Here is a 6,118-nt window from a genome sequence, read left to right as displayed (position 1 = left end):
GAGTATACGTTTCATGGGACATGAAAAGAAGCTTATCCGCATAGTCTGCCTTCCTGATGCCATTTTGTTTTTCAACTTTTTTGACAAATTTTTTCATCTCAGAGCCCATGTGGGGTACATCAATATTAAAGGCATGATAAGCAGAGTTGGCCATATGCGTACCCAGAATCTCGCACTGACCGTTCATGCCTCTTTTCTTTGCACAGCTTTCCCTTTCAATGACAAGGCCGACAGCACCTGCTCCGAGGATGGTACCGTTACGATCTTCATCAAAGGGTTTGGCAGCTTCTGACACTCTCTTCTTAATGGTGGCGGCACCCACTGCCAAAAATCCAGCTTCTATCCAAGGGCCCTGATTTGGCGAGGTCATATTTTCGCCGCCTATGACAATAACCCTCTTGCATCGACCGACCCTGATCCAGTCTTCAGCAATACCAATGGCAAGGGTAGTGGACGCACAGGCAGCACTGACATGCGTATTGGGACCTTTGGCTTTGATAATCTGGGCAAGGTAGGCAGCTCCCAGGGGGGTGGCATTGGCCAGAAAATTCCTGTCAAACTTGTAGGTAGTAAACTCTGAGCGTTTTCTTGATTTTGCCTTGAAAAACCATTCTGTCAGCTGTTCTTTAATATCCTGATCTTTTATTTTCTCCATGAGATAATAATAAATATTTTCAAACTCTTCATAGGGTTTGAGAAACAGTTTCTCATAATAATATTTTTCAAGTTCCGTAATAAAGGTTTCAATATTGGGCAATATCGATGAAACAATCACCCCTGTTTCTTCCTGCATTGCCTCGGGCAAAGCAAACCCGTCGGGAATCATACTTTTCCCGTCTTTCACCTTTTTATACTGCATCACCAAAGGAATATCAGCATCTTTTAACGCTTCAATTCCGGCAGCAATAGCAATAGCCATGCTGATATCGTACTGCGTCTTTATGCCGTATTCATCTGTAAGGTCAAAATACCCCAGCTGGCCGGCCAGATGAATGACATCTTCAGTTTTGGTAATCTGGACAAACCTGGCATTCCCGTCCGGCTGTTTGTAAAGCTTGATCACATTCTTATCAATAATTTTTTCCTGTGCTTCCACCGTCTGGGAGTCGATAAAATTTTCGCCATTCAGGATGGCATCTAAATTATCTGCTGCAAATACACGTCTGGCTTTTCCCGGAAGTCCCACTGAAACACCTGAAATCAATATTTTATTAGTATTAAAATCATATCTTTCAATGGCATCAATGGCAGATTGACGTTTCTGGTGCTGATATTCCTTATAAAGGATCTGATCAATCAGTTTCTGGTTATTTTGTTTAAAGGATTCAAAATCTTCAGACATCTCTATTTTGGGTAACTCCTCTCTATTCCCGGGGATAATTTCAGACCCATTTACCGGGACAGATTTTGTCTCAAAAATTGCATTGCAGCCCAGGAGATATTTTCTGCACTCTTCAAATGATTTGATTTCCCCGATCTTTGCATCAACGGATACGGCTGTGCTGTACTCTCCGATATTGATATTTTTCAAAAGATTTACCAGAAGCCTTGACGGACCGATCTCAATAAAATGAGTTTTGCCGGACATATAGACATCTTCTATGGATTTAATAAATTCAACCGGTGAGATAATCTGTCTTGCCAACAGGTCTTTGACCTCTTCACGTATTTCAGGATAGGGTCTTGCAGTGGTGTTGGAAATAATTTTTCCAAACGGGGTCTCATTAAAAGTTATGGTATCCAGATATGCCCTTAATTTTTGGGAAGCATCTTTCAGCAGGGGCGTATGAAAAGCCCCGGTGAGATTCAACTTTTTATAAAAAATCTCCTGCTGGGCCAAAAAGGCGCAGAACTTTTCAATATCCTCGGCCTGACCGGAAACAGCCGTCTGTTTTTCACTGTTTTTATTGGTAATATAAACGTGAGATACAAATGATTTTCTGATCAGATGTTTTGTTTCTTTTTCATTTTTAAATACCACCATGATTTTACCCGGAACCTTTAAGGTGGCTTCATACATTAAATCCGACCGTTTAATGATCAGACGCATGGCATCATCAAAGGAAAGCATGCCGCTACAGAAAAGAGCCGTGTATTCACCCACACTGTGACCGATAAAATAATCGGGTGAAAATCCTTCACGGGACAGGCGGCTGTAAACAGCGGCAGAAGAAAGAAAAACTGCGGGTTGGGTATTCTGTGTTGAGTGAATGGCATCATCCGTACCAAACATCATTTCCAGCAAAGAGTAACCCCGCTGTTCAACAAATATTTTTTCGCCTTTTTCCATTATCTTTCTGATGTAGGCATCTTTTTCAAACAATTCCTTCATCATGCGGCTTCTCTGGGCGCCCTGGCCGGAAAGAAGTGCGACCATTCTCAATTTTTTACCCCTGTTATCAGCAGAGTAAGCATGGTCTATTAATACGATATCATCCCCTGCCGCTGCCTTGAATTCTACGTTCACTGCCGGTTGTTCTCTTTCAAGCTCTGCCGGCAATGTACTCATAATCATATGGCAATGATTACCGCCAATACCGTTGACATTTGCGGCGAATCTAAAAGGCTGGCCTTTGGGTTTGACAACTATCTGCCGGGCAGATTTTAAAATTTTACAATCGTTTAAAATAGAATGCTCGGGATTATAATTAAAGTCCGGCAGAATTTTTCCCTTGCGGTTCATGAGCATCAGCTTTGCCATGGCAACAGCCGGGTTGGCGGCTTTGAAATACCCGAACTGGGATTTGATGTTTCCACAATGCATTTCATGGTCAAAACACTTTTCAATCACCTGCTTTTCAACCATATCACCAAAAATATTGGAAAATGCAAACAGGTCTAAGTGATTGATATCCTGCTTTCTGATCCCGGCTTTATAATATGTTTCATTTATAGTGGAGACAAAGGTCTGCTCCGAAGGGGAAAGCAGATGATCCGGCACGCTTGAACGTACAGAACTTTCGTTGATCTCGCCCAGAATCTCCATATTATACTCGCAGGCTTTTTTATAGGTGGTCATCACATGAATGGCGGCACCCTCTCCCATGACATATCCATCTGCCCTGGAATCATAAAAATTGCAATCCCCTTCCGACAACAAACCGATGCGTTTAAAGGCCATGAGGACTGCCGGATAAAGGTTGCAGTCAACCCCGCCGGCAAGGACAAAATCAAGATCTTTGTGTTTTAAATTCCTGGCCGCATTTCTCATGGCGATGGAGGAAGATGCACAGGATGCATCTATCACGTAATTGGCACCGTTCAACCCGAAATAATTGGTAATCCTGCCGGAGATAATGTTGGACAAAAGCCCGGGCGTGGTATCTTCATTGTTCGCCGGAATTGCATTCCGGATGGATTCCACAAGTTGTTCCGAAAGTCTGGCAAGTTTTTCAGAATCAATTTTGGAACAATTTTTAATAATATTGGCGATAAAGTGTTTTCTAACCCTGATAATATTTTTGCTCTGCCGCTCTCCTGAAATGGTACCAAGGATGACACCGACTTTGTTACCAGCAGACAATTGCTCCAGCAGGCCTGAGCTTTCAAGCGCCTCACTGGCTGCCTCAAGTCCGAAGATCTGTCCCCTTTCAATGGATTTTACCATCATGGGCGGCATTCTGTATTTCAAATTATTGAACTTATGCTCTTTGACCACACCCACGTTTACATTTGGAAGCCTGTAATGTGAATTTTTATCAAGCTTTGCATAAGCCTCATTGTCAAAATGGTCGGCCGGGATATGGGATAATTGTTTTTTCCCCGATTCAAGTTTTTCCCAGAACTCCTCTGTATTTTTTGCACCCGGAAGGAAAACCCCAAGTCCTGCAACCACAATTCTATCATCATTAAAATCATAGTCAGGGTCGGTAAAAATATCCCGTGAAACCTGATGGTAGTTCTCGGTCATCTGCTCAACCACCATGTGATAATTAATACCCCCAAACCCGTAAGAAGAGATACTGGCCTTTCTGGATGTGCTGTCTTTGGTTGTCCATTGTTTTTGCTCTTTTAAAATATAAAGGGAAGACCCTTTTAAATCATGGCTCTTTGCAAGGGTTTCAAATTGCCCATTGGGAGGCAAGACACCCTTGTTAACAGCCAGCAAGGCTTTTAAGAGCCCGACAGAACCTGCACATCCCAAAAGATGACCAATCTGGGACTTAATGGAACTGACCCCCACATTGGCATTTTTATATATTAAATTTAAGGTCTCAAGCTCTGCCTGATCACCAATGGTGGTGGATGTACCGTGGGCTTCAATAAATCCAACATCTTCAGGTTGGATAGAAGGCTTAATATTTTCAAAACACCGCTGAATGCTTAACACCTGCCCTGTTGGATTTGGTGCGGCAATGGCCTTTCCTTTGCCGTCGGAACTTGAGCCAATGGAATTGATGACACCAAAAATCCGGTTCTTGTCCCTTATGGCATCTTTCATTCTTTTTAACACAAAAACAACCGAGCCCTCTCCCAGAATGAACCCGTCAGCCCGCTCATCAAACGGAAATGATCCCGTAGCAGACAAGGTTCCCATTTTTGCAAACCCGATAAAGGCTTCAGGTGTCAGATTAGTATTTACTCCACCCACAATGACCTGATCGTGTTCACCGGATAAAAGTTCGCCTGTTGCAGCGTCAAGTGCAGTCACCGAAGATGCGCAGGCAGCATCCACAACATAATTTGCACCCCTGATACCCATGTGTCGGGCAATCCTTGAAGCTTCAATGTTCAACAGCATACCATGGACAGGATCATATCCTTTGTTTTCCCCTTCAATTCCTTCCATCAACACCTGTTTGACACTTTCTTTTTCCGGATCACTTAAGCTCTGATATTCATCTGTTTTCTCCATCATGGATACCAGTTGCGGATACCAGTACTTGAGCTGAAGATCATTTCCCAACTCATTGGAAAGGCAGGTGGCGATAATAACGGCCGTTCTTGAAGGGTCATCACTGATCAGACGATTGTCATCTCCGAGAAGTCCTGCATTCTCAACTGCCTTGTATGCAGTCTGCAAGACCATTTTTTGACTGCGGGAAAGTCTTTTTTCCTTGTTTTCAGCATATCCGAACCGTTCCATATCAAATTTGAAATGATCGACGTGCCCTGCAAGAGTGGTATACGTCTTATCTTCCGCACTCTTGTCAGGATCATAATAGAGATCGTGATCAAATCTTGACTCTGGCATCCGGCTGATGGAATATTTTTTATTTAAAATATTCTCCCACAAGCTGTCCGGATCATCAGCATCCGGTAAAATACAACCGATACCGATTACGGCAATCTCATCATTAATTTTGCCTTTCGGGCTTGAAAATATTTCAAGAAAATTAATGTTTTTGTAAAGTGTTGATTTTGCCTCAAAATATTTAGCATGGATCTCTTTTATGGTGACGGATCGATCAAAAAAGGCCAGGCTGTCCCCCACAAGAAAATTGCCCTTTTCCTTGTGCTCTTCACCTTCAAACCAGGTATAATTATCCGGTCCGGGATTTTTAAAATCCGGCAGGAATCCTTTTGCTCCGATGAGCAGCGAACCGATATTTTTCTTTTCAAAGGCCCGTTTTATTTTCTCAAGGCTTTCCTTATTTTTTATCATCGCAGCTTCAGTTTCAACCATCATTCTGGCAAACTGTGTGGGTGCGGTTCTGGATGCCAGTCCTAAACTTTTGCCGATCACCATGGTCTCATTTTCCCGGATAATAATTTCCTGATATTGAGACTTAATACTCTTGGTTGCCACAATTTCATCGGCAAAAAGATAGGCTGTTCCCACCTGGATACCGATTTTTGCCCCTTTAGCCGCAAGAAAGGATGCAAGGCCTGAAATAAAAAATGATGCAAAGCAGGTGGAAATGCCACCGGCAAATATCAGGTATAAATCAGACAGATCATAATTGTTATTAATTAAAGTGGCTATGGCATCCTCCCACAGCACCATGGAAGAAAGAGTACCCACATGGCCACCAGCTTCTCCGCCTTCAAAAATAAACCGTTTGCATCCGTTTTTCAGGGCATTTTCCATCATGGATACCGATGGTGTATGAAGATAGGTTTTAGTCCCTGCCTTTTCAAGTTCTGCTACCTGGGAAGGAATCCCGCCTGCAAAAAG

The 6,118-nt window shown here is 42.9% G+C and carries 1 protein-coding gene; it reads right to left on the bottom strand.

Annotation, left to right across the window (positions count from 1 at the left end; translation table 11 throughout):
* On the bottom strand, nucleotides 1-6,118 hold a 6,118-nt coding region (locus K8S13_RS11475), incomplete at both ends, for a type I polyketide synthase (RefSeq protein ID WP_291462619.1).

Source organism: Desulfobacula sp., from assembly GCF_021107415.1.
Note: the sequence above shows the minus strand (reverse complement) of the source record. Positions and strands in the feature narration are given on the sequence as shown.